25 protein-coding genes are annotated in these 21,481 nt (G+C 49.3%); 22 read left to right on the top strand and 3 right to left on the bottom strand.

What is annotated here, in order from left to right; all coding sequences use genetic code 11:
- The first annotated feature begins 4 nt into the window (after positions 1-4).
- The 6 genes from ACZ483_RS10105 to ACZ483_RS10080 all read left to right on the top strand — a co-directional run bounded on the left by ACZ483_RS10105 (position 5) and on the right by ACZ483_RS10080 (position 5,066).
- Positions 5-2,350: a DNA gyrase/topoisomerase IV subunit A gene (locus ACZ483_RS10105; protein WP_464324051.1), complete on the top strand. Its 2,346-nt coding sequence runs from the start codon at positions 5-7 to the stop codon at positions 2,348-2,350.
- Complete coding sequence (gene purS, locus ACZ483_RS10100) at positions 2,319-2,540, top strand: phosphoribosylformylglycinamidine synthase subunit PurS (RefSeq protein ID WP_464324050.1); 222 nt, start codon at positions 2,319-2,321, stop codon at positions 2,538-2,540. The genes ACZ483_RS10105 and purS overlap by 32 nt, the downstream gene beginning before the upstream one ends.
- The gene (gene purQ, locus ACZ483_RS10095) at positions 2,540-3,223 is read left to right on the top strand and encodes a phosphoribosylformylglycinamidine synthase I (RefSeq protein ID WP_464324049.1); all 684 of its coding nucleotides are present in this window, start codon (positions 2,540-2,542) and stop codon (positions 3,221-3,223) included. The genes purS and purQ overlap by 1 nt, the downstream gene beginning before the upstream one ends.
- Positions 3,224-3,284: 61 nt before the next feature.
- On the top strand, positions 3,285-3,488 hold the full coding sequence (locus ACZ483_RS10090; protein WP_464324048.1) for a hypothetical protein: 204 nt from the start codon (positions 3,285-3,287) through the stop codon (positions 3,486-3,488).
- Positions 3,485-3,946: a MerR family transcriptional regulator gene (locus ACZ483_RS10085; RefSeq protein ID WP_464324047.1), complete on the top strand. Its 462-nt coding sequence runs from the start codon at positions 3,485-3,487 to the stop codon at positions 3,944-3,946. The genes ACZ483_RS10090 and ACZ483_RS10085 overlap by 4 nt, the downstream gene beginning before the upstream one ends.
- A 22-nt stretch (positions 3,947-3,968) precedes the next feature.
- Entirely contained in the window at positions 3,969-5,066 is a 1,098-nt protein-coding gene (locus tag ACZ483_RS10080; protein WP_464324046.1) for an RNA ligase, read from the top strand.
- On the opposite strand, the gene ACZ483_RS10075 is transcribed toward ACZ483_RS10080, so the two are convergent.
- Positions 5,037-5,633 (bottom strand): RNA ligase partner protein, encoded by a 597-nt coding sequence (locus ACZ483_RS10075; RefSeq protein WP_464324045.1) that lies wholly within the window; start codon positions 5,631-5,633, stop codon positions 5,037-5,039. The two genes, ACZ483_RS10080 and ACZ483_RS10075, sit on opposite strands and share 30 nt — an antisense overlap.
- 70 nt (positions 5,634-5,703) lie before the next feature.
- On the opposite strand from ACZ483_RS10075, the gene ACZ483_RS10070 reads away from it, so the two are divergent.
- Positions 5,704-7,071, top strand: coding sequence for a sigma-54-dependent transcriptional regulator (locus tag ACZ483_RS10070; RefSeq protein ID WP_464324044.1), 1,368 nt, complete (start codon positions 5,704-5,706; stop codon positions 7,069-7,071).
- On the opposite strand, the gene ACZ483_RS10065 is transcribed toward ACZ483_RS10070, so the two are convergent.
- Complete coding sequence (locus ACZ483_RS10065) at positions 6,964-8,025, bottom strand: two-component system sensor histidine kinase NtrB (protein WP_464324043.1); 1,062 nt, start codon at positions 8,023-8,025, stop codon at positions 6,964-6,966. The two genes, ACZ483_RS10070 and ACZ483_RS10065, sit on opposite strands and share 108 nt — an antisense overlap.
- 198 nt (positions 8,026-8,223) lie before the next feature.
- On the opposite strand from ACZ483_RS10065, the gene ACZ483_RS10060 reads away from it, so the two are divergent.
- The 7 genes from ACZ483_RS10060 (at position 8,224) to ACZ483_RS10030 (ending at position 16,215) form a co-directional block, all read left to right on the top strand.
- Entirely contained in the window at positions 8,224-9,537 is a 1,314-nt protein-coding gene (locus ACZ483_RS10060; RefSeq protein ID WP_464324042.1) for an NAD(P)/FAD-dependent oxidoreductase, read from the top strand.
- A gap of 152 nt (positions 9,538-9,689) precedes the next feature.
- Positions 9,690-11,000, top strand: a complete 1,311-nt coding sequence (locus ACZ483_RS10055; RefSeq protein WP_464324041.1) for an NAD(P)/FAD-dependent oxidoreductase — start codon at positions 9,690-9,692, stop codon at positions 10,998-11,000.
- A 30-nt stretch (positions 11,001-11,030) separates the two neighbouring features.
- A complete protein-coding gene (locus ACZ483_RS10050; RefSeq protein WP_464324040.1) occupies positions 11,031-11,747 on the top strand; it encodes a twin-arginine translocation signal domain-containing protein in 717 nt (238 codons plus the stop codon).
- Entirely contained in the window at positions 11,722-12,999 is a 1,278-nt protein-coding gene (locus ACZ483_RS10045) for an NAD(P)/FAD-dependent oxidoreductase (RefSeq protein ID WP_464324039.1), read from the top strand. Before ACZ483_RS10050 ends, ACZ483_RS10045 begins: the two co-directional genes overlap by 26 nt.
- 97 nt (positions 13,000-13,096) lie before the next feature.
- Positions 13,097-14,194, top strand: coding sequence for an OmpA family protein (locus ACZ483_RS10040; protein ID WP_464324038.1), 1,098 nt, complete (start codon positions 13,097-13,099; stop codon positions 14,192-14,194).
- 6 nt (positions 14,195-14,200) lie between these two features.
- A complete protein-coding gene (argJ, locus tag ACZ483_RS10035) occupies positions 14,201-15,340 on the top strand; it encodes a bifunctional glutamate N-acetyltransferase/amino-acid acetyltransferase ArgJ (protein ID WP_464324037.1) in 1,140 nt (379 codons plus the stop codon).
- A gap of 8 nt (positions 15,341-15,348) precedes the next feature.
- Positions 15,349-16,215, top strand: coding sequence for a slipin family protein (locus ACZ483_RS10030; protein ID WP_464324036.1), 867 nt, complete (start codon positions 15,349-15,351; stop codon positions 16,213-16,215).
- Here the strand turns inward: ACZ483_RS10030 and speD are convergent.
- Entirely contained in the window at positions 16,201-16,599 is a 399-nt protein-coding gene (gene speD / locus ACZ483_RS10025; protein ID WP_464324035.1) for an adenosylmethionine decarboxylase, read from the bottom strand. The two genes, ACZ483_RS10030 and speD, sit on opposite strands and share 15 nt — an antisense overlap.
- A gap of 102 nt (positions 16,600-16,701) precedes the next feature.
- Between speD and ACZ483_RS10020 the strand changes: the two genes are divergently transcribed.
- Genes ACZ483_RS10020 through ACZ483_RS09985 form a run of 8 tightly spaced genes read left to right on the top strand, consistent with a single transcriptional unit; the run spans position 16,702 to position 21,448 of the window.
- On the top strand, positions 16,702-17,160 hold the full coding sequence (locus tag ACZ483_RS10020) for an RsmD family RNA methyltransferase (protein ID WP_464324034.1): 459 nt from the start codon (positions 16,702-16,704) through the stop codon (positions 17,158-17,160).
- Positions 17,157-17,642: a pantetheine-phosphate adenylyltransferase gene (coaD, locus tag ACZ483_RS10015; RefSeq protein WP_464324033.1), complete on the top strand. Its 486-nt coding sequence runs from the start codon at positions 17,157-17,159 to the stop codon at positions 17,640-17,642. Before ACZ483_RS10020 ends, coaD begins: the two co-directional genes overlap by 4 nt.
- Positions 17,630-18,046, top strand: coding sequence for a hypothetical protein (locus tag ACZ483_RS10010; RefSeq protein WP_464324032.1), 417 nt, complete (start codon positions 17,630-17,632; stop codon positions 18,044-18,046). Before coaD ends, ACZ483_RS10010 begins: the two co-directional genes overlap by 13 nt.
- 5 nt (positions 18,047-18,051) lie before the next feature.
- A complete protein-coding gene (locus tag ACZ483_RS10005) occupies positions 18,052-18,435 on the top strand; it encodes a DUF302 domain-containing protein (RefSeq protein ID WP_464324031.1) in 384 nt (127 codons plus the stop codon).
- Complete coding sequence (ribD, locus tag ACZ483_RS10000) at positions 18,432-19,520, top strand: bifunctional diaminohydroxyphosphoribosylaminopyrimidine deaminase/5-amino-6-(5-phosphoribosylamino)uracil reductase RibD (RefSeq protein ID WP_464324030.1); 1,089 nt, start codon at positions 18,432-18,434, stop codon at positions 19,518-19,520. The genes ACZ483_RS10005 and ribD overlap by 4 nt, the downstream gene beginning before the upstream one ends.
- A gap of 10 nt (positions 19,521-19,530) precedes the next feature.
- Positions 19,531-20,439, top strand: a complete 909-nt coding sequence (ygfZ, locus tag ACZ483_RS09995; protein WP_464324029.1) for a CAF17-like 4Fe-4S cluster assembly/insertion protein YgfZ — start codon at positions 19,531-19,533, stop codon at positions 20,437-20,439.
- Positions 20,432-20,737 (top strand): hypothetical protein, encoded by a 306-nt coding sequence (locus ACZ483_RS09990; protein ID WP_464324028.1) that lies wholly within the window; start codon positions 20,432-20,434, stop codon positions 20,735-20,737. The genes ygfZ and ACZ483_RS09990 overlap by 8 nt, the downstream gene beginning before the upstream one ends.
- Positions 20,738-20,752: 15 nt before the next feature.
- Complete coding sequence (locus ACZ483_RS09985; RefSeq protein ID WP_464324027.1) at positions 20,753-21,448, top strand: dienelactone hydrolase family protein; 696 nt, start codon at positions 20,753-20,755, stop codon at positions 21,446-21,448.
- Positions 21,449-21,481 lie beyond the last annotated feature (33 nt).

Genomic DNA, 21,481 nt, shown 5'->3' with positions numbered 1-21,481 from the left:
GTAAATGGAAATCATAGAGGTTCCCATAGAAGAAGAGGTAAAGCAGTCTTACATAGACTACGCAATGTCCGTTATAGTGGGGAGGGCTATCCCCGATGTCAGAGACGGACTCAAACCTGTCCAGAGAAGGATACTCTACGCGATGCACGAGATGGGACTGACACCCGAAAAACCCTTTAAAAAAAGTGCGAGGGTGGTCGGCGAGGTTCTGGGTAAGTTTCACCCTCATGGGGATCAGGCGGTTTACGATGCACTCGTTAGGATGGCTCAGGACTTTTCCATGAGGTATCCCCTCATAATTGGTCAGGGGAACTACGGATCTATAGACGGAGATCCGCCGGCTCAGATGAGATACACTGAAGCTAAGCTCTCCAAGATAGCGGTGGAGATGCTCGAGGACATTGAGAAGGAGACGGTGGACTTCGTCCCCAACTTTGACGAGTCCCTGATGGAGCCTACGGTTCTGCCCTCCAAGTTCCCCAACCTCCTCTGCAACGGAACCGCGGGTATAGCGGTGGGGCTCGCAACCTCAATCCCTCCTCATAACCTGAGAGAAGTGGGAAAGGCTCTTGTGGAACTTGCCAAGAACCCGAACATGACCACAGAGGATATTCTTGAGATCATAAAGGGTCCCGACTTCCCTACGGGGGGGGTTATTGAAAACTACAAGGATCTTAAGGAGATCTACGAGACGGGAAGGGGAATAGTTCAGGTAAAGGCCAAGGCTCACGTGGAGAAGGTTCAGGGGGGAAGAGAACAGATAGTCGTCTCTGAGATACCCTATCAGGTGAACAAGGCGGAGCTCATAAAGAAGATAGCGGATAACGTCAGGAGCGGTAGGCTCAAGGAGATCTCCGACATAAGAGACGAGTCGGACAAGGAGGGAATAAGGATAGTCATAGAACTGAAGAGGGAGGCGAAGGGAGAGAAGGTTTTAAAGAAGCTCTTCAAGTACACCCAACTCAAGAAGGGATTTCCCGTAAACCTTGTAGTTCTCATAAACGGAGAGCCCAAGCTCGTAGGTATAAAGGAGCTTCTCAGGGAGTTTATAAAGCACAGACTCGGCGTAATTCTCAGGAGAACGAGGTTTTTCCTACGTAAGGCGGAGGACAGGCTCCACGTCGTTCAGGGACTTCTTATCGCCATTAACAACCTCGACGACGTGATAGAGGGAATAAGGAAGTCAAAGGACGTGGCGGAAGCGAGGGAGATGCTACAGACCCGCTTTGGACTCACCGAGAGGCAGGCTCAGGCGGTCTTGGATCTTCGCCTCCACAGGCTCACCTCCCTTGAGAGGGACAAGCTCAGGAAGGAAGAGGCAGAGCTTTTGGAAAAGATAGATTATTACCGCAAGGTCATCGGTAGCGAGGAGGAGAGGATAAGGATATTCATAGAGGAGACCGAAGCCCTCGTAAAGAAGTATGGAGATCCGAGGAGAACCTTCATAGAAGGTCTCGAAGAGGAACTGGCGGAGGGTTCTCTGGTCGTTGCGGTTCTTGAAAACGGGAAGGTCATGCCCGTGGAGAACATGCCCGAGGGTGAGGCTCCCGTGGTTGATATTCTCGACGTTCCCTTCACCGAAGGTCTATTTCTCGTCTCGAATAAGGGAAGAGTTTACTGGCTCGCGGGTTCTCAAGCTCTTCAGGGTAGTAAGGTGAACTTCAAGGAGTCGGAAGAGAGGATAGTGGGAGCCTTCATAAGGGAGCAGTTTGCAGACAGGCTCCTCTTGGCTACGAGAAACGGGATGATAAAGAAGATACCCCTTGTCGAGTTCGAGTATAAGGCACAGGGGATGAGGATAATAAAGCTTGCCGAGGACGACGAGGTGGTCGGCATAGCCCAGTCCATAGATATGAGCGACATCCTCATGTTTACGAGGAGAGGTAAGGTAGCTCGTTTCAACGTGAGAGAGATTCCCGCGGCAACTCCGGGAACGAGGGGAGCCCAAGGTATGAAGGTAGAGGAGGGGGACGAGGTAGTGGGTATCAGGGTGATAGCACAGGATCAGCCCTACTTGGTGGTAGTCACACCTGACGGGAAGGTAAAAAGGATCTATCAGGAGGAGATACCGGTTAGGAACAGGGGAGTAAAAGGTGTTGGCGTCTTAGGTTCGGCGAGGGAGAGGCTCATAGACCTTATCCCTCTTAAGGATGAGGTGGAACTCCTCATAACTACCCTTCAGGGAAGAGCCTTCTACGACAGGATAAAGGCTGAGGATATACCCCTCTCCAAGAGGGACAGGCTCACCAAACCGAGGTGGGAGTTGGAAGAGGGTGATGAGATCCGCAGGATAGTGATAAAGTCAGAGGGTAAGAGAGATGAAGAAAGTGAGGGTTCTGATAACGCCTAAGGAGGGGCTCCTCGATCCGCAAGGAAGGGCGGTTGAGGAGATGCTGAAAGATAACGGCTTTAACGTTCAGCACGTTAAAGTTGGGAAGCTCGTGGAAATGGAGGTAAAGGAGGATCAGAACGTAAAGGAGATCGTTGAGAAGTACATAATCAATCCCCTCATCGAGGACTACGAGATAGAGGAACTCTGATGAAGTTCGCCGTCTGTGTCTTCCCCGGATCCAACTGCGACTACGACACTTACTATGTCGTAAGGGACGTCCTTGAAAAGGAGGTGGACTTTGTCTTTTACAACGAAAGGAACCTTTCTAAATACGACTGCGTAGTCCTTCCCGGAGGTTTCTCCTTCGGGGATTACATGAGGCCCGGCGCCTTAGCGGCTAAAACTCCCCTGGCGGAGGCGGTCTATGAGTTCGCCCAGAAGGGCGGTCTCGTGATAGGTATATGTAACGGCTTCCAGATACTCACCGAGCTACACCTCCTTCCGGGAGCCCTTCTGCCCAATCTGAACATGAGGTTCGTCTGTAAAGACGTATATCTGAGGGTTGAGAACGGGGATACACGATTTACGAAAAAGCTCGGTAGAGGGGAAATCCTCAGGATACCGATAGCCCATCACGACGGCAGATACTACGCCCCACCAGAAGAACTCGAAAGCTTAGAGGAGAATGGACAGATCCTGTTCCGGTACGTGGACGAGGAGGGAAAAGTAACGGAGTCCGCCAACCCCAACGGCTCGGTTTCTAACATAGCGGGTGTGGTAAACAGAGAGGGGAACGTTTTCGGAATGATGCCCCATCCTGAGAGAGCTTCGGAGGACATCTTAGGAAGCCACGACGGACTCATGCTGTGGTACTCGCTGATAAGTGATTGATCCTTGACATCCATTTCTATAGATATTACCTTAACGTTAAGGTTAGATTTGGAGGTGTGCTATGGGTGATGTGGTAGTTTACTTTAGGAGTAAGAATCTAAGAGAGACAGCCGAGAGGGAGTTAAAAAAGGTAGAAGGTATAAGGAGCATGAAGGAAGTTGGAGAAAAGGCACTGTTTATCGATTTTGGAGGGGTTCTTTCACCATCGCTTATAATTAAAGAGCTGAAAACCAAAGGCATAGAAGGTGTATTGTCAGCCTTATGAAGCTGAAAAAAATAGGAGAGGCAGCTAAGGAAACACAACTGACACCACGAGCGATAAGATTTTACGAAGAAGAAGGTCTTATTAAGCCAGTAAGAACTTCAAAAGGAACGAGGCTTTACTCGGAAGCTAACATAGCAAGATTAAAGCTGATAAAGGAGTTAAGAGATATGGGATTTCCCCTCGAACTTTTGAAAACTTTGGTAAAAGTTAGGGAGAATAGTAAAACAGGAGATGAGGCAAGTAAAAAGGTTACCAGAGAATTGGAAGAACTGAGAAACGTAGCTCAGAGGAAAATTCAGTTACTCTCTATTCTACTTAGAGATATCGAAAGTCTGATACCCAAAATAGAGAAATGCAGTGGTTGTCAAAAGCCTCCTACTTTAGAGGTCTGTTCCTCTTGTGAAGTCTGGAAAGATATATCTAAGGAAAGGCTGACAAGTCTAATAGAGTTGGTGTGAACTTTATGATATTCTCTAATAGGTGATAGACGTTAGCCTCGTCAGGGAAGCGGTAAGGAAGAAGAAGGCGAGATCCGAAAGCTTCCTGAGTTTCGAATACCTGAGGTTCTCCGACGACTTCAAGGATATCCCGAGAGGAACCGCCTTATTTCAGGACACTGTTATATGGGGATACCCCCATATAGGAAGGATCTTTATGCTCGAAAAGGGTATAGCGGAGCAGTTTAAAAATCCCTTCTGGGTGGAGGAGAAGGTGGACGGCTACAACGTGCGGATATTCAGGATAGGAGATGAGGTGATTGCCCTTTCGAGAGGAGGATACATCTGTCCCTTCACCACCGACAGGATCCCCGATTTCATAAATCTGAAGTTCTTCGAAGACAACCCCGACCTGATCCTCTGTGCCGAGGTGGCAGGACCCGAAAATCCCTACATAGAGGAGAGCCCTCCCTTTGTGAAGGAAGACGTTCGATTCTTCGTTTTCGATATCATGAGGAAGAACGATCCCAAGTTCCTATCTCAAGAGGAGAAGATCTCTCTGATAGAGAGATACGACCTTCCTTCCGTTGAGATATTCGGGAGGTTCACCTCGGAGGACGTAGAGAGATTGAAGGAACTCCTTCTTAAACTCAACGAGGAGGGAAGGGAAGGTATAGTTCTGAAGGAGGACTCGGAGGAGAACAGGAGAGCGAAGTACATAACGAGCTACGCAAACCTGAGCGATATAAAGGTAACAGCCAAGAATATGCTCCAGCTACCCCCAGAGTACTACACCAACAGGATACTTAGGCTTGTCCTCTTCATGGAAGAGGAAGGGATAGAGAGGACCGAGCACCTTTACGAAGAGCTCGGGAAAGCCTTCATAGACGGACTCTTTGAAGCGATAGAACAGTTCAAGAGGGAGCACAAAGTTTACAGAACCTTCAGATGCAGACTCAGAAGCAAGGACAACGCCCTCGCCCTGATGGAGCTCCTCCACCGGACATCTAAGCACATTCAGGTTATAGAGAGGGATCTAAGGAAGGAAGGAGATTACTGGATACTCACCTTCGACAAGGTATTCCTGAACATGACAGGACTCCTCGGTCACCTACTGAGCGGCGGACTTGTGTTTGATTAGACTCTCTAAGATCCCCCTGAAGTTCTTGGGATCTATTATCTTTATCCCCACCTTGTCAGCCCACTTTCTGAGTCCTTCATCCGCCGTAACGACGGTCCCGTCAAGCTCGTAAGCTAAGAGAAGAACGTCCACATCCTCCCTGCTGTCTATTATCCCTTGCCTCAAAGCCTCCCTGTACTTCTCCCTGAGTCTATTTATCACCTTTCCAACGTTTTCCTCCGTTATCCTCCCTGCCTCCTTGGTGTGCTCCTCCGCTATCCTCAACCCCTTGTTTATCCTGTGCCTGAGTTCCTCTATCAGCTCGTACAGTATCTCGCTCGGTATCATGAGAGAGTATTTCCTCGGAGACCTTATCTTAACAACCATCTCGAACTCAGGGGCAAGATGTCTTAGCTCGACCATCTTGAGCATCTCATCGTAAACGGAGGTCGGCATGTAGAACTCTGCCCCCGAGTGTATGGCGAGGTGGATGAAGTTCTCGATTGCTCCGAGGTGATCCGTCTCACCGAAGGTGGTGTAGATGTCCGGGTTGGTAAAGACGCTCGTGTCGAGTACAAATCTCTCCATAAGTCCTATTTTAACTGCCAGAAGTAAATCTTAATTGACTTTCTCGGAAAGTATGACAAAATTGACACCCATGGGGGGAATTCTGTTAGTGGAGGACGATCCGAGTTTAAACGGCATACTCAAAAGAAAGCTAAGTAAGAAGGGTCTGAGAGTAGACGCCGTTCTTAGCGGAGAGAAGGCGAGGGATCTCTTAGAAAAGAACTCCTACGACGTCGTCCTACTCGACATAAGGCTGAAGGACATGAACGGTCTCGATCTTCTGAGGGAACTTGCTCCTCAGGTAAGTTCAAAGTTCATAGTGATAACCGGTTACGGAGATGTGAACACCGCCGTGGAGGCCATGAAGGCGGGAGCCTCCGATTTCATTCAGAAGCCCTTCAGCTTCGAGATACTGGAGGTAAGCATAGAGAAGGCTCTGAAGGAGAAGAGGCTCGAGGAGGAGAACAGAGCGCTAAAGAGCATACTCTTCGAGAAGGATTACGAGATAACCTTTGAAACCAAGAGTCCCTTATTCAAATCGGTTCTTAACTTGATAGAGAACGCGGCTAAGAGCGATGTGAACATCCTCCTCAGGGGAGAAACGGGAACGGGGAAGGAGGTTATAGCCCGTTACATCCACAAGCTTTCCGATAGGAGAGATAAACCCTTCGTAGTAGTCGATTGTAGTGCAATACCCGAGAACCTCTTCGAGAGCGAGCTCTTCGGTCACGAGAGGGGAGCCTACACGGGAGCCGTTCAGAGAAAGATGGGCCTCGTCGAAATAGCGGATGGGGGGACTCTGTTCCTGGACGAGATAGGTGAGGTTCCACTGCCTGTTCAGGCGAAGCTTCTGAGGTTCGTTGAGACGAGGAAGTTCAGGAGGGTGGGAGGTCTCAAGGAGATAGGTGTGGACGTTCGGATAGTGGCTGCTACGAACAGGGATCTGAAGGAAATGGTAAGGCGAGGAGAGTTTAGAAGCGATCTTCTCTACAGGATAAACACCGTGGAGGTAGAGATACCGCCTCTCAGAGAGAGGAAAGAAGATATCCCGCTCCTTACAGAGGTTTTCCTAAAGCGGTTTAGGAAGAAGATAGGTAAGAAGGGAATTAAGCTCCTCATGAACTACAACTGGCCTGGGAACATCAGGGAACTGAGAAACACTATCGAGAGAGCTTCCCTCCTTTCTAAGGGAGAGTACATAGACGACAGCCTATGCCTTCCTTCAGAATCCGAGAGGGAAGCTTGCCTCGAGGACATTTTCTCGAAGATGCCCTCTCTCAAGGATCTCGAGCTCTTCTACGTTGGCTACCTTTACCAGAAGCTCGGTAGTGCGGAGAGGGTTGCGGAGGTGTTAGGCTGTAGCAGGAGAACCGTTTTCAGAAAGCTCAGGGAACTCAGGGAGAGGAACGGAGACCTTGAAGGTAGCCCCCTTTCCGGGATTGCTCTCAACCTCGATTGAACCACCGTACTCTCTCACTATGCTGTCCACTATGGCGAGCCCAAGTCCGGATCCCCCTTTCCTATTCTTACCCTGATAGAAGGGTATGAATATCTTGCTTAGCTCCTCTTGATCTATACCCGGTCCGTTATCGGAGACCTCCAGTATCCACCTATCCCCGTCCCTGTAAAGTTTTACGTAAACACTCTCTCCCTTAGGAGACACTTGCACGGCGTTCAGGACGAGGTTTAGGACCAGATGCCTTATGTCCGCTTCGTTGGCAAGGAAGTAGCCTACATCTTCGAGATCGAGCTCGATAATAACCTCCTTCTCCTTGGCGTAAACACTGAGGAGATCTACCGCATCGGAGACCGCCTTCCTTAAGTTTACGAGATCACGGCTCGAGTTCCTCCTTACAAGGAAGAGGAGCTTATCAACGTAGTCCTTACAGGTGTTTACTGCGTTCCTAATAAGTTCAGTCTCTTCACTGCTTCCAATCTTCTCTTCAAGGTCCTCTAAAGCCAAGAGTATGGTTCCGAGGGGTGTGCTGAGCTGATGGGCTATACCGAGAGCCAAGAACCCTACAGAGCTGAGCTTCTGGGAGAGACTGAAGAGGTAGAATTTTTCCTTATCGCTCTTTATATCCCTGATTATCTGGACTATCTTCTCTCCATTCTCTATAGGGAAGGCACAGATCTCGACGGGAACTTCCTTGTTGTCGTGGGTGTAGTGGGTATGAACGACGTTCACCGACCTCCCTGTCTTCTCGATCTCCCTTAAGGGACAGGGATGACACTCCCCCTGACAGGGTTCGTTCTGATGGTGTGAAATTACGTAGCAGAAGTTTCCTATGACCTCTCGAGGATCCGAGTAACCCATGTCCTCGGCGTACTTCCTGTTGGCATAGACTATCCGGAAGTTCCTGTCTATAACAACCACCTCTTCGTCGAAGTGGTCGAAAACTGAGAAATCCATCGAACTAAATTTACTCCTTCTGACCCTTAGCGGGTAGATGTCATCTATGTCATAGGGTGTGTCAAGATTGACACAAACGAAAATGGTTTTAAATTAGGGGCAACTTTGGACTACCAAGAATTATCAAGCACTTAAAACATTTGGCATGATTTTTGCTAAATAAAGGCACCGAAGAAAACTTTAAAGGGGGTGATTGAGATGGATATGAACAGAAGGGATCTGCTCAAAGTAGCGGGCGTTGGAGCCGTATTAGGTTCCTTGAACATATCTTCTACAGCCTGCGCTGCCAAGGCTGCCAACAGGATGCTCCCTCCGGCTAAGGGCAACCGGGTAGTCATAATAGGGGGCGGTTGGGCAGGTATGACCGCTGCGAAGCACCTTAAGAAGGAACTCGGTGACAAGGTGGACGTCGTTCTCATAGAGAAGAGGAAGATCTTCATGTCCTGTCCTATAAGCAACGTATGGCTGGGCGGTCTCGTAGATATGGAGTTCCTTATGCACGATTTCCATACCCCTGCCTCAAAGTACGGATACACCTTCATAAACACAACTGTTACCGATGTGGACAGAGACAGAAGACGCGTTTACACGGTGGACGGATACGTAGATTACGACTACCTCATCCTCGCACCCGGCATAAGGTACAACTACGACGCGTGGTTCAAAGGCGACAATGAGATGGCAAGGATATGTTCTACAAGCTTCCCCTCCGCCTTCATACCCGGCTCGGAACACATAGCACTCAAGAGGAAGGTTGATAACTTTGAGGAGGGAACCTTCGTTCTCGTTGTGCCACCGCCACCCCACAGGTGTCCGCCTGCTCCTTACGAAAGGGCTGCGATGATAGCTCACGTCTTTAAGCGTAACGAAGTTAATGGTAAGTTGATTATTCTCGATCCAAAGAATCAGATAAAGCCGAAGGGACCGGGTTTTAGAAACGCTTACGTGGAGCTCTACGGTGACCTCGTTGAGTACGTTCCGAACGCTAAGATAAAAGAGGTAGACCCCGTCCGAAAGATAATCAAGACCACGGCGGGAGACTTCAAGTTCGACGACGCTAACCTGAACCCGCCCCATCAAGCTGGAGATCTCGCGTGGAAGGCTGGGCTCGTCAATCCCAAGACCGGATGGTGCGACGTTAATCCCCTTACGCTTCAATCAAAGCTCGATCCGAGGGTTTTTGTGGCCGGAGACGCCTCGTCGGTAAAGGGCTTCCCGAAGAGTGGGGACATGGCGCACAACCACACCCAAAACATGGTAGTTAAGGCACTCGTGGCGCTTCTAAAAGGAAAGGATCCGTTAGAGGCTGTTAAGGCTCCCACAAATACCTGTTACTCTATGGTAAACGGTGATCCGAAAGAGGCGATAGTTATAAACGTCCTCTACGATATAGACAGGAAGAAGAAAGCTCCGGTTAAGAAAAAGGTGAACGTAATCAACGAGAGATCTACCCAGCTTGCCCGTTCCACCTTCGAATGGGCGAAGGCACTTTACAGGGACATGTTCAGTTGATGGAATGTGTCAATTATGTCACCAGAGATGTCAAAGCTGACATGGTTCCACGAGGGCTTGTGGCGTAAACCTATAGTTCTATCAATAAATTGAGGTACTGGCACGATGATTGCAAATAGGATAACGAAGAAAAAACTGAAGGGGGTGCTGATATGGGCGTGAGCAGGAGAGACTTCCTGAAAGCCTCGGCAGCAGGAGCGGTGGTAACTGCCACAGCTACGAGCGGAGCCTTTAACTTTACCTTTGCCAAGAGTGCTCCGGAAATCAAGTTGCCCAAGCCCTCGAAGGGATCTCCGAGGGTAGTTATAGTCGGTGGGGGATGGTCGGGATCCACCCTCGCCAAGTACATCAAGAAGGGTGATCCCAACATAGACGTCGTCCTCATAGAGAGAAGGGCGATGTTCATGTCCTGTCCCGTTAGCAACCTCTGGCTCGTGGATCTCGTTCCCTTAGAGTTCCTGATCCACAACCATCTCAAGGCTGCTGACAAGTACGGCTACCACTTCGTGAACGCTATGGTCCACGCCATCGACAGGAAAAAGAGGTACGTTTATACGAACGTAGGTAAGATAAGGTACGACTACTTAGTCCTCGCCACCGGTATAGACTATGATTACTCCCAGTGGGTAGGAGACGATCCAAAGGATATAGAGATAGCCATGCAGAGGTACCCCGCTGCTTTCAAACCCGGAGAGGAGCACCTTAGGCTAAAGCAGAAGATACAGAACTTCGAAGAGGGTAACTTCGTTATAACTGTCCCGCCGGGGCTCGACTACAGGTGTCTGCCCGGACCTTATGAGAGGGCTACGATGATAGCTTGGTACTTCAAGAAGAACAAGATACCCGGAAAAGTAATACTTCTCGATCCTCACAACGACCCACCCGTCAAGGCGGAAGGTTTCCACAAAGCGTGGGATGAATATGTGAAAGGCTACGTAGAGTACTATCCGCAGACGAAGATAAAACACGTTGACTTTGGAAAGAAGAGGATAGTTACAAACCTCGGAGACTTCGATTTCGATGATCTTAACCTATACCCAAGGTGTAAGTCTGCTCCTATAGTCTATCAGGCTGGTCTCGTTCCAAAAGGAGACAGGTGGCCCGCTCTCAGGTGGCCCTGGTATATGACCAAAGCGGATGAGAGGATATTCTGCACCGGAGACGCGAGGAACCATCCCTTCTCCAAGAGTGGAAATACCGCAAACTCCGAAGCCCACAACGTCGCCGAGCTTATAATTAAGCTTGCCCACGGGAAGAGCATGGATTACAAAGCACCGAGAACCCTCTGTTACTCCGGAGTGGATAAGGGTAAGGCGGTATGGGTTGATCTCACCTACAAGTACGATCCTAAGAAGAACTCTTTCGCATTCCACAACGTTAAGATGGACAACAACCCGACCGCAGCCAACTGGAAAGCTTATTTAGAGTGGGCGAAGGCCATGTACAGGGATATGTTCGCCTGATCACCCCTCTTTATGTTCTTGGAGGGCAGCATGGACCGAAGGGATTTCCTTAAAAACTGTACCGCTGTCGCCACCGCTTCCCTCGCTGCCCCTTCCCTTTTTATCGATCTTTTAAGGGCTCAGGAGGGAAGTTTCAAGGCTTACAAGAAAGCTCTTCTTGTCAAAAAGGACGGATCTCCTCTAAAACCGGAGGAGATAGATCCGGGAAAGCAGTACATATTCTTCTATCCTCACAGGGCTACCCCCTGCCTACTGATAAACTTGGGCAAGGAAGTAAAACCTGCCCAAATAAAGCTCAAAGACGGCTCGACTTACAACTGGAAAGGCGGTGTAGGTCCAAAGAAGAGCATAGTTGCCTACTCAGCGATCTGCTCCCATCAGTTCAGCTATCCTACACCGGAGTTCTCCTTTATAAACTACTACCCAGAGAACATTCCCTCAAAGATTGTTAAGAGGGGAAGGGTTATCCAGTGCTGTGCCCACCTTTCGGTCTTCGATCCGGAGAAGGGTGCTCAGGTGATAGACGGTCCCGCTCCCTTTCCTCTCGCGGCGATAGTCCTCTCTTACGAAAACGGAAAGTTGTACGCTCTTGGAACCTTAGGAAAGGAGCTCTTTGAAGATTTCTTCGACATCTTTAAACCGGATCTGAGAAAACTCTACGGTTCTTCGAGAAAGGCTAAGAAGCTCGTTGATAAGTGTGAGGTCTTAGAGGTGGAGGAGTATGCGAAGGAAGTCATCAGGTGTTAGTAGGAGGAACTTCATAGTCGGCTCTACTCTCACCCTTGCTCTCGCCGGAGTTCCGACGGTAGTAGCTAAAAGCAAGAACTCCCTACTCCCAAGGTCGAAGGGTAACAGAGTAGTTGTAGTAGGAGGAGGCTACGGAGGTGTTACGGCGGCAAAGTATATAAGGAAAGAAAATCCAGAGGCTGAGGTGATACTGATCGAGAAGAACCAGCTCTTCGTTTCCTGTCCGCTGAGCAACCACTTCCTCGTGGGACTAATAAATTACGGAAGGCTCTGCTTCCCCTACAACAGGCTCTACACGAAGTACGGAGTAAAGGTCATAAACGACTTCGTTGTTGACATAGACCTTTCGAAGAGGAAGGTCTTTACCTCCAACGGTTTCATCGATTACGATTACCTCGTTCTCTCTCCCGGGATAGAGTACGATACGGAAAACTACCCCTTCTACAAGGAGGCTCTCTGGCACTTCCCCGCGGCGTTCAGACCCGGCTCGGAACATCTTTACCTCAGAAGGCTTATAGAGGAGTTCGAAGGGGAAAACATAGTTATCACCGTCCCGAAGATGCCTTACCGCTGTCCTCCTGCCCCTTACGAAAGGGCCGCCATGCTTCTGAGCTACATAAAGGAGAACGGGCTAAAAGCTCACATGTACTTCATCGATGCCAACAACCACCCTCCTGTTCTGAGAGACGGCTTTATGAAAGCTTACGAGGATTTCTACAGAGGAATGGCAACCTACGTGACGGGAGCCAACGTCAAGGACGTGGATGTAGGAAGCAGGAAAGTTATCACAGACAAGGGGGAGTTCAGGTTCGACTTTGGATCCCTGATACCTCCGATGAGGGCACCGAAATTCTTAAGGGACATAGGACTTATAGGAAAGAAGGACAGGTGGGTACCTGTAGATCCAATGACTTACGAGACGAAGTTCAGAAATGTATTCGTTGTAGGAGACTCCTGTGAGACCTACCTCCCGAAGAGTGGGTACGCTGCCAACTCGGAAGCTAAGGTAGTAGCCAAGATAGTGGGAAGCAGAATAAAGGGGAAAGAGTATAGGGGAGAGATGATCCAGCACGGAATATGTTACGCGATGGTAAACCTGAGATCGGCGATAATGCTCGAAGTGGAGTACAAATACAACGTGGAAACGAAGGAAATAAGGAAAATCCATAGAGAAGATAACACCTGGAAAGTGTCGACCGCTAAAAGGTACTACGAATGGGCGAGGGGTCTCTGGAGGGACATGTTCCTGTGATATACGGCTCCCCTCACCCCTCTTTTTCTTTTTTTCTTTCCTTTTAAACTCCTAAGCAGCCGTGCCGTATAGTATAATCATGACGGGAGGGATAAGGATGAAAAGGTTATCTAAAATTACCTTCCTCTTGATACTTACCGTCCTTGCAACATCCTTCAGGGTTACCCAAGGGATAGACGAAGCTCAAAGGGCAGTAATAAAAGCGTACAGTGCTGGCGCCAAGGACAAAGCACCCTATATATACTCAAAAGCTAAAGGATACAAAGAAGTATCTACCATACTCGCCTCCGAAGCAGATGACGTAGGATCGAAGATATTTGCAATAAGAACAATGAACTACGCCTCCAAAGCTATAAGTGCAGCCTTTACTGGAGTGGAGGAACTCACTCCGATCGAGGATATTCCTAAAATAGAAAAAGTCATTAGTGTGGATGAGTACTTCCCAGAGGAAGAGGAAACTGTAATAGTTGATAAGAGTAAGTATGAATTTAACGAGGCGGGTGTAGCACTAAATATCCGGGAATTAAAGAGAAAGCTCGATTTTCTCAGGGAGAACAGAGGTATGAAGTGTGCCTCTAAGGAGCTCGGTAGGGCGGAAGCGTTCTTTGACGCCCTCATCTATGAACTTAAGAAGGAAGAACCAAACTCTGCCCTCGTTTTAAGGTTCTATAACGAAGTGAGTACGGAAAGTAAGATTGCAGAGAGCAAACTAAGAATAGCAATAGAGAATGAGCTGGAGTGCTACACAGGCAGGAAGAAGGTTGTGGTAAAGCCTCCAGAGGAAAAGCTAGAGGTAGTGGAGGAGAAACCTGAGGAAGAAAAAGGACCCAAAATGGTGGAGGAGCATCTCAAGATAACGGCGAGAATACACTTCGACTTCGATAAGCACAACATAAAGAGGGAGTATATTCCCATACTGAACGAGGTGATAAAGACTTTGAAGGAAAATTCCTTCGTTAAGGTCAGGATCGAGGGCTTCACTGACATAATAGGTCCGAAGGAGTATAACGAGAGGCTCGCTCTAAGGAGGGCGGAGAGTGTCAAAAGGTATCTCGTGGAGCACGGTGTCCCTGAGGATAAGATAGAGATAGTCGGGTTCGGCAAGGAGAGGTTCATCGCTCCCAACGAGGATCCCATAGGAAGGCTGACAAACAGGAGGGTAGAGTTTATAGTTCTCAAGGTTCAGGAGGAATGAAAGCGTATGCCCGACATCCTTATGGGGGTAGGTAGGGCTGGGCTCAAAGAGTCCCAGAAACCCGATCTACTCATAGTTTTACTCCCCTATCCCTGTACTGCTTCTTTCCTATTTACGGACAATTACTTCAGGGCCGGATCCGTGATCTACTCCGAGAGGGTCGCCAGGAGGGAAGAGAAGGTCAGGGCTTTAGTAATAAACAGTGGGAACGCCAACTGCGGAACCGGAGAGGAGGGAATAATCCATGCAGAGATGATGGCTCGGAGGGTAGCCCAGAACTTGGAACTCAGGCACGAGGAGGTTTTTGTCTTCTCGACAGGGATAATCGGGGAGCCCCTCCCCATAGATAGAGTTCTTCAATCCATAGATGACGCCTGTTCCCTTTTAGAACCTTTGGACCTCGAAAGAGCCTCGGAGGTTATATCCACAACTGACAGCTTCCCCAAGTTCGATTTCGTAAAGAAGGGAAATTTAGAGACCTTCGGTTTTGCCAAGGGTGCGGGTATGATAGCACCTTCCATGGCAACTATGTTAGCCTTCGTTTTCACCAACGCAGACCTCGACTTCGAAGATCTCCGCCAGGTACATAAAGAGGTGGCCGACAGGACCTTTAACTCTATAACGGTGGACGGGTGCGAGAGCACCAACGACAGCTTTGCTCTTATATCCCTTGGGGAGGTAAAGGCGGATCCAAAAGAGGTTCAAGACCAGATCTACGAGGTTTCTCTGAGCCTGGCGAGGAAGATAGTAGAGGATGGAGAGGGGGCGACGAAGGTTATCAAAGTGACCGTGAAGGGGGCAACCTTAGAGATGAAGGCGAAGGAGATAGCGAAGACGGTGGCCAACTCCCTCCTTGTGAAGACAGCAATCTACGGAAGGGATCCTAACTGGGGCAGAATAGCCGCGGCAGCAGGTAGTACGGAGTTTCCAATCGATCCCTTTACCATGAGGATATACATTGGAAATCATCTCCTCTACGATGGAAAGCCTCATCCTAAGGCTCAAGAAAATGCTAAGAGATACTTAGAGGAGGAGAAGGAGATAGAGATAACGATAGATCTCAGGGAAGGGAAGAACAGCTGGACATACTACTCTTCGGACATAGGTTATGAGTATGTTAGATTAAATGCCGAATACCACACGTGAGGTGGGTGATGAGAGGACTTCTTGAGGCTCTTCCCTTTCTCATATTCGTGGCAGCCTTCCTGGCGGTCGCCATGGGTGTAAATGTCTTCAAGTACATAGGAGGTCTTGGAATGATATTCTCACCTATCATAGTTCTCCTCATACTCGTCCTGATCTTCCTCTTTGCGGCAATCAAGATAATTCCTGAGTACGAAAGAGCTGTGGTCTTCCGTCTCGGTAGGGTGATCGGAGCCAAGGGTCCCGGTCTAATAATAATCATTCCGATAATCGATCGTATAGTGAGAGTATCTCTGAGAACTATAACCCTCGACGTACCCACTCAGGACATTATCACTAAGGACAACGTCTCGGTTCAGGTGGACGCCGTTGTTTACTTCAGGGTCGTGGATCCCGTCAAGGCTATAGTTGAGGTGGAGGACTACCTCTACGCTACCTCCCAGATAGCCCAGACAACACTCAGGAGCGTTTGCGGTGAGGCTGAGCTTGACGAACTTCTCTCGAGGAGGGAACAGATAAACCTGAGGCTCCAGGAGATAATAGACCGTCAGACCGATCCCTGGGGAGTTAAGGTAACGGCGGTAGAGCTTAAGAAGATAGACCTTCCCGAGGAGCTGAGAAAGGCTATCGCAAGGCAGGCTGAAGCTGAGAGGGAGAGGAGGGCTAAGATAATCTCCGCAGAAGCTGAGTATCAGGCGGCTCAGAAGTTGCTCGAAGCAGCAAGGATATTAGCCTCCGAACCCATAGCCATACAGCTCAGATACTTGGAGACCCTGCACACCATAGGTCTCCAGAACACCAAGATGGTCGTCTTTCCCTTTCCCTTCGAGTTCGTAGAGTTTATAAAAAAGAAGGAAGGGAAATCAGGCACTGAGTAGTATACTTCGAAGTTCCTCGGACTGCTCCTTCTCTCCGACTATTCCCCTCTCGTGAACCTGCTTGTCCACCCTCTTCGGTTCGAGGGTGCTGATGATATACTCCATAGCCCTGTAAGCCTTGGTAGGATCACCGCAGGTGTAAACGTCCACCGTGGCGAGCCCGTGTTCGGGCCATGTGTGAATTGAGATATGGGATTCAGCTAAGAGGACAACCCCCGTGGCTCCGTGAGGTTGGAACTGGTAGTAGTGAGAGGAGATCTTGGTGAGGTTGGCGACCTTAACGGCGGTCTCTAAAAGGTCCCTTATGTCTTCGACACGGTCTATCCGCTCCGCCTCAACACCGTAAAGGTCCGCTAAGATATGCAGTCCGAGGGTCTTTGCCATTTCCTATCCTCCCTTGAAAAGTTTTGGAAGAGCCTGAAAGACATAAAGCAGCTCATGACTGAGCACCTCCTTGAAAGCAAATATACAGTATAATCGTTTTTCGTGAAAAAGACAAGGAGAGTTCAGAAGCTCAGACCTACCTCTTCCCTCGTTAAGAATGCCCTCTTCAACATACTGGGAGACATAGAAGGCCTCGTCTTCTTAGATCTCTTTGCCGGAACAGGGCAGATAGGTCTCGAGGCCGAGAGAAGGGGTGCCAAGGTCATATACGTGGAGAAGAGTCCCAAGCTGGCGGACAGGATAAGGAAGAGGGCTAAGGGTAAGGTGATTAGGGGAGACGTCCTGAGGGTGATAGACAGGATAGAGCCCAGACCGGATATCATCTTCGCAGATCCACCTTACAACTTCGAAAACTACAAGCTCCTCATAGATAAAGCTTTAAAGGTTCTGAAGCCGGAAGGGGTGTTTATCCTCGAACACGATAAGAGGAGTAGCTTCGGCGCAGACGAGGAGAGAACTTACGGAGACACGGTTCTCTCTATATGGAGGAAAGAAGAATGAGGAAAGCTGTGTATCCGGGGACCTTCGACCCCCCCCACCTCGGACACTTAGATATAGTGGAGAGGAGCCTAAAGCTCTTCGACAGGATGGTCGTGGCCGTGGCAGAAAAACCGAGAAAGCACCTCCTCTTCCCGGTGGAGGATAGGGTGGAGATGTTCAGAGAGATGACAAGGCACTTAGGAGAGAGGGTGGAGGTAAAGAGCTTCGATTCCCTTCTGGTGGACTTCATGAGGAAGGAAGGAATAGAGATAATAGTGAGGGGAGTAAGGCTCTTTACGGACTTTGAGTACGAGCTTCAGATAGCGCTCACAAACTACAAGCTCGCCGAGGTGGAGACAGTTTTCATGATGCCTTCTCAAGAGTTCATACATATAAGCTCGACGATAGTGAGAGACGTTGCTTCCTACTGTGGGGATTTGAGCGGTCTCGTCCATCCCTTCGTAGAGAGGAAGCTGAGGGAAAGGTTCGGATGTGGTGGCTGATACCGTTTTTACTTTTAAACTTCTCCTTCTCGCAGACCCTCTGTATCAGGGATGTAGAAAACGAAACTAATGAACCTTACCTTAGCTACGCCCTGCTTAAAACGATGGAAAAAGCTATCTTGGAAAGCGGCTATTCGCTCAAGTGCCCCGAAGGGGAAGTGGTGAAGGTCAGGGTGGTTGAGTTCAGAGAGAATCCTATAGCTTACACCCCAAGCCAAAGGGTGAGTTCTTACAACCTAACTCTTAGGATAGATGTGGAGATCGGGAAGAAAAGGTTCTCGGTAGGAGGAACGGTCCCTTACAGTCTGCCCTCTGGATCCTTAGGAGATATACCGAGGAGAAAAGCTATAGACGACCTGCTTGATAAAATATACCTTGAGATACTGGAGAACGTAAGGAGGTGAGAACCATGCTTATAAATGTGGAGAGCTCAAAGAGCGTCGATGAAGTAAGGAAGAACCTTGAGGAGAAGGCTAAGGAGAAAGGCTTTGGAGTGATGGGGGTCCACGAGGTTACCAACATACTCCAGAACAAAGGTTTTCCAATAAACTATAACTGTGTTATAGTTGAGGTCTGCCAGCCTAAAGCCGCCAGTCAGGTCCTTTCTAAGAACGCCTATATCTCCACAGCCATGCCCTGCAGGATAGCAATCTTCGAGCAGGACGGGAAGACAATACTGAGCACCATAAATCCGATTCAGATGCTGGAGATGTACAACGAACCCGAACTAAAGGGCGTGGCTCAAGAGGTGGAGAAATTGATCAGGGAGATAATGGAAGAAGCCGCTAAATGACCGACAAAGAGTACATGTCCCTCGCCCTCTCTCTTGCAAGGAGGAGGAAGGGACTCACCCATCCCAACCCCACGGTAGGCTGCGTGGTTGTAAAGGATGGGGAGATCGTAGGTCTTGGATATCATGAAAGGGCAGGCTATCCTCACGCTGAAGTTGTGGCTTTAGATCAGGCGGGGGAAAAGGCAAGGGGATCGACGGTTTACGTAACTTTGGAACCCTGCACTCACTTCGGGAGGACCCCACCCTGCACGGACGCCCTGATAGGAGCAGGCGTGAGGAGGGTCGTTATAGCGACGATCGACTCCAATCCCTTAGTTGGAGGTAAAGGAGTCCAGAAACTCAGGGAGGCAGGTATAGAGGTGGAGGTCGGGGTTTTAGAGGAGGAGGCAAAGAGGCTCAACGAAGACTTCTTCACCTTCATCTCCCAGAGGAGATCTTACGTGACCCTCAAGCTTGCCCAAACTGTCGACGGAAGGATCGCAACAGTAAGCGGTGAGAGCAAGTGGATAACCTCTATTGAGAGCAGGAGATTCGCCCACAGGCTAAGGGCTGAGGCAGGTACCGTCCTCGTTGGAATAAACACGGTTCTCAGAGATAATCCTTCACTCACCGTGAGACACTTTCCTTGGGAGAGGCAGCCCAAAAGGATAGTAATAGATCCTGACCTTGATATCCCTCTCGACTCCAAACTCGTAAACGATGGTGAGGCATCCACGCTGATCGTTTTCTCAAAGAGGAACTTGAGCAAAGAAGAAGAGCTTATTGAAAAAGGTGTAGAGCTCCTCTATATGGAGGAGATAGTTATCAGGGATCTATTGGAGGAACTGGCGAGGAGAGAGATCGTTCATATACTCGTCGAAGGAGGAGCCTTCACCGTGACCCAGTTTTTAAAAGAAGGTCTCTGGGACAGATTGGTAATCTTCCAAGCTCCAAAACTGATGGGAGAGGGAAAGGGGATAGGAGACCTAGGCACAGACAGCATGGAGAAGGTACTAAGCCTTAAGCTCAGGAAGGAGATAAGGATTGGAGAGGAGAGGGTGTTTGAGTATGTCCCCGTCATGGAAAGGGAGAGCCTAAGGTGGTAAAAGTAGAGCCATGAAGTGGATAGAACTGAGGAGATCGAAGATAAAGGTCTATGGAAAGCCCGCAAAGGTGCTCATGAAGGGAATGACCGCTCCCGAGGAGCATACCCATTTCCTCCACAGTCTGCTTACCAACAACGTAAAGGCACTACAACCGGGTAGGTTCAACTACAATCTCTGGCTAAAGCAGAACGGTCAGCCCGTTGGGGACTTTTTCGTTTACAAGATCTCCGACTTCTACATCCTCGACACTGAGAAACCTGCAGAGGAAGTTATAAAGGAGTTTAACAGGCTCAAGCTATCCCTGAAGGTTTACTTCGAAGATCTTACACCTCAGATGGAGCATCTCTTTGTTTTTGGAGAGGGGTCGGGGGATTTTATAAAAGAAGTCCTCGGAGTGAGTCTAAAGGATTACGAGGTTAGTGAGGTTGGTAATGTTCTCGTGGCGAGAAATCCGATCAGATTGAAGAGGGAAGGTTACGATCTGATGGGAAACCTTGGGGCTCTTAGAGAGAGACTCTCAGGAGAAGATAGGATCTCGGAGGAGGAGCTGGAGGATCTTAGGATCGAAAGTTGTGTTCCGAGGATAGGTAAGGAACTGAGAGAAGGCTTCTCTCCTTTGGAGGCGGGGGTTCTGAGCTACGCTATAGACATGAACAAGGGATGTTACGTGGGTCAGGAGGCGATAGCCCGGGTTTATTTCAGAGGGAGGACGCCAAGGGTTTTAGTGAAGTTCTGGGTGGAGGGAAGTGTGAGCGAGGGGGATAAAGTGTATGAAGGTAAGAAGGGTGTTGGCGTGATAACCTCGGTAAGCCCCAAAGGAAACAGAGCGCTTGGATACATCCTCAGGAGCCTTTACGAGGAGGGAAAGGAGTTTGCCACCGAAGGAGGTAAGGTGAGGGTTGAAAGAAGCTGTGAGTAACCGGCTCGAGAAGCTGGTTGAGGAGACAATAAGGGAGAGGTGCGAAGATCTGCAGAGGGAAGAGAAGGACGGGAAGGTTCTCTTCTTCTGCAAGGAGGAGCTCGTCGGTAGCGTCGTCCCTATGGAAGGTCTTGTTGCAGGGACAGTTTACTCGGAGAAGTTCAGCGATCCAGTTCATAAGGAGTTTATCGCCAAGGTCAAGGAGGAGTTTAAGGAAAAGGTTCAGGAATCGGGAACTAAGCTCTCGGGTGGAGTCGATCAGAACTTTTACTACACCTACGTTCATGTAAAATTATGAGAGGAGGGAAGAAAGATGGGAAGGATGGTGGAGTTTGAGGTAAAGGGAATCAAGGTTTCTGGCTATCTTGCCGAGCCGGAGCAGAAGGGACCTGCCGTTATAATAATCCATGAGTGGTGGGGTTTAGACTCACCGCTTTCCAATATAAAGGAACTGACCGACAGACTTGCCGGAGAGGGCTTCGTAGCCTTTGCACCGGATTTCTACAAAGGTAAGAGCGCTGACAACCCCGACGACGCTGGCAAGCTGATGACAGAGATGTTCCAGAACCGGATGGAGGAAGTAGACTCTATGTTCAAAGCAAGCGTCGAATATCTGAGGAACCTCGACAAGACCGATCCTGTCAAGGTAGGCGTTACAGGCTTCTGCTGCGGCGGGACACTCTCGATATACTTCGCCAGCAAATTCTCCGACCTGATAGACGCGAGCGTTCCCTTCTACGGGCTCCCCCAGCTCGCTCCCATAGATCCTCATAACATAAAGATCCCCATATTCTTCATAATGGCTGAGAAGGACGAGTTCGTGAACAACGACAGCGTGATAGATATCTTCAAGGACGTCTGGAGGAACGGCGTCGAGGTTCAGGCCAAGGTCTACGCCGGTGTAAACCATGCCTTCCTGAACGACAAGAGACCGGACGTTTATCAAAAGGACAGCGCAGAGGATGCTTGGAGGATGGCGGTAGAGTTCTTCAGAAGACATCTGGGCTAATTTCTGATAGAATATCCTACCTTCGGAGGTAAA

The sequence above is a fragment of the Hydrogenivirga okinawensis genome (assembly GCF_055385515.1).
This window is presented reverse-complemented; position numbering and strand designations above follow the sequence as displayed.

What these genes read in the sequence shown, in the direction of transcription:
- ACZ483_RS10105 (WP_464324051.1), top strand. Translation starts at nt 5, where the DNA reads ATGGAAATCATAGAGGTTCCCATAGAAGAAGAGGTAAAGCAGTCTTAC.
- purS (WP_464324050.1), top strand. Translation starts at nt 2,319, where the DNA reads ATGAAGAAAGTGAGGGTTCTGATAACGCCTAAGGAGGGGCTCCTCGAT.
- purQ (WP_464324049.1), top strand. Translation starts at nt 2,540, where the DNA reads ATGAAGTTCGCCGTCTGTGTCTTCCCCGGATCCAACTGCGACTACGAC.
- ACZ483_RS10090 (WP_464324048.1), top strand. Translation starts at nt 3,285, where the DNA reads ATGGGTGATGTGGTAGTTTACTTTAGGAGTAAGAATCTAAGAGAGACA.
- ACZ483_RS10085 (WP_464324047.1), top strand. Translation starts at nt 3,485, where the DNA reads ATGAAGCTGAAAAAAATAGGAGAGGCAGCTAAGGAAACACAACTGACA.
- ACZ483_RS10075 (WP_464324045.1), bottom strand. Translation starts at nt 5,633, where the DNA reads ATGGAGAGATTTGTACTCGACACGAGCGTCTTTACCAACCCGGACATC.
- ACZ483_RS10070 (WP_464324044.1), top strand. Translation starts at nt 5,704, where the DNA reads ATGGGGGGAATTCTGTTAGTGGAGGACGATCCGAGTTTAAACGGCATA.
- ACZ483_RS10065 (WP_464324043.1), bottom strand. Translation starts at nt 8,025, where the DNA reads ATGGATTTCTCAGTTTTCGACCACTTCGACGAAGAGGTGGTTGTTATA.
- ACZ483_RS10060 (WP_464324042.1), top strand. Translation starts at nt 8,224, where the DNA reads ATGGATATGAACAGAAGGGATCTGCTCAAAGTAGCGGGCGTTGGAGCC.
- ACZ483_RS10055 (WP_464324041.1), top strand. Translation starts at nt 9,690, where the DNA reads ATGGGCGTGAGCAGGAGAGACTTCCTGAAAGCCTCGGCAGCAGGAGCG.
- ACZ483_RS10050 (WP_464324040.1), top strand. Translation starts at nt 11,031, where the DNA reads ATGGACCGAAGGGATTTCCTTAAAAACTGTACCGCTGTCGCCACCGCT.
- ACZ483_RS10045 (WP_464324039.1), top strand. Translation starts at nt 11,722, where the DNA reads ATGCGAAGGAAGTCATCAGGTGTTAGTAGGAGGAACTTCATAGTCGGC.
- ACZ483_RS10040 (WP_464324038.1), top strand. Translation starts at nt 13,097, where the DNA reads ATGAAAAGGTTATCTAAAATTACCTTCCTCTTGATACTTACCGTCCTT.
- argJ (WP_464324037.1), top strand. Translation starts at nt 14,201, where the DNA reads ATGCCCGACATCCTTATGGGGGTAGGTAGGGCTGGGCTCAAAGAGTCC.
- ACZ483_RS10030 (WP_464324036.1), top strand. Translation starts at nt 15,349, where the DNA reads ATGAGAGGACTTCTTGAGGCTCTTCCCTTTCTCATATTCGTGGCAGCC.
- speD (WP_464324035.1), bottom strand. Translation starts at nt 16,599, where the DNA reads ATGGCAAAGACCCTCGGACTGCATATCTTAGCGGACCTTTACGGTGTT.
- coaD (WP_464324033.1), top strand. Translation starts at nt 17,157, where the DNA reads ATGAGGAAAGCTGTGTATCCGGGGACCTTCGACCCCCCCCACCTCGGA.
- ACZ483_RS10010 (WP_464324032.1), top strand. Translation starts at nt 17,630, where the DNA reads ATGTGGTGGCTGATACCGTTTTTACTTTTAAACTTCTCCTTCTCGCAG.
- ACZ483_RS10005 (WP_464324031.1), top strand. Translation starts at nt 18,052, where the DNA reads ATGCTTATAAATGTGGAGAGCTCAAAGAGCGTCGATGAAGTAAGGAAG.
- ribD (WP_464324030.1), top strand. Translation starts at nt 18,432, where the DNA reads ATGACCGACAAAGAGTACATGTCCCTCGCCCTCTCTCTTGCAAGGAGG.
- ygfZ (WP_464324029.1), top strand. Translation starts at nt 19,531, where the DNA reads ATGAAGTGGATAGAACTGAGGAGATCGAAGATAAAGGTCTATGGAAAG.
- ACZ483_RS09985 (WP_464324027.1), top strand. Translation starts at nt 20,753, where the DNA reads ATGGGAAGGATGGTGGAGTTTGAGGTAAAGGGAATCAAGGTTTCTGGC.